We start from the raw sequence: 976 nt of genomic DNA, 5'->3' as shown, positions 1-976 counted from the left end.
TTCGCAAGCAATTTCTTGATTCCGGTCAAGCCGAGCACGCTCTAGATCGACCACGTCCCAGATCTCCAACCATTTGGGAAACACCGCCACCGCTTGGCCATCTATGATCTCCCGCACGGTGCCATCGTATGTTCCATTCGAGGGCCCATCGAGTCCGACTAGACGGACAATGCTGCCGCGCGACAAGACGGAGGCGGGTTCGGGAGGCATGGAAGCGTTACGCCCGATGTGGCTACACGTTGCAGCCCCCAGTGATCACGCTGGGCTGGGTCGCGGACAGGACTGAACACGTCAGCTTTGCCTGCCGCCGCTGCCGCGCCACGGTCGGTATGCGGTCAGGCGCCTTCTAGCCCGGCACGGTGACGTGGAAGTTTGGCGGCTGTTCGCAATCGTCGCCGCCGACTGCCCCAGGCAGAAGCCCGACCAGCACATTTACGAGTTATGCGGCGTCCACTGCCCACCCTTGAGCGACCTGCAGCCCAGCCGCCGAACGGGTCAAAATGACGATCTCCGGTAGGCGGTCAGAGGCAATTCTCGTTAGGCCTTCGATTATACGTCATTGACGTATATGCGTCGTTGCCGTATAAGCCATTATGCACGCCGTTGCCGAGACCTCTATTTTCACCAGGCGTGCAGATGCACTGCTCAATCGCGATAACAGGGCGGTTTTGATATCGACACTGGCAACCGATCCCGAGGCTGGAGATCTGGTGCCAGGTCTGGGAGGGATCCGGAAACTGCGGTTTGCCCCCGCAGGCCGCGGCAAGAGTGGCGCCTTCCGGGTGATCTACTATCTGGCTGGCGTAAATGTGCCGGTGTTGGCGTTGCTGATCTACGCCAAGAATGAGCAGGACAACATCAGCGCCGACCAGCGCCGCGCGCTCCTAGCCATTATCAACGCCTACAAGGCCGAACGACGGGCCAGGAAGAAAGGGACAGCAGAATGAAGAAGGGCATTCCAGGCAGCGACATTGGC

Annotated in this window: 1 protein-coding gene; it reads left to right on the top strand. The window is 59.9% G+C overall.

The window, feature by feature from the left end:
- The first annotated feature begins 593 nt into the window (after nucleotides 1–593).
- Nucleotides 594–947: a type II toxin-antitoxin system RelE/ParE family toxin gene (locus tag GSQ76_RS26470; protein WP_158747082.1), complete on the top strand. Its 354-nt coding sequence runs from the start codon at nucleotides 594–596 to the stop codon at nucleotides 945–947.
- Nucleotides 948–976: the final 29 nt, after the last annotated feature.

Origin of the sequence: Acidisphaera sp. L21 (assembly GCF_009765685.1) — a bacterium.
Taxonomy (GTDB): Bacteria; Pseudomonadota; Alphaproteobacteria; order Acetobacterales; family Acetobacteraceae; genus LMUY01.
Note: the sequence above shows the minus strand (reverse complement) of the source record. Positions and strands in the feature narration are given on the sequence as shown.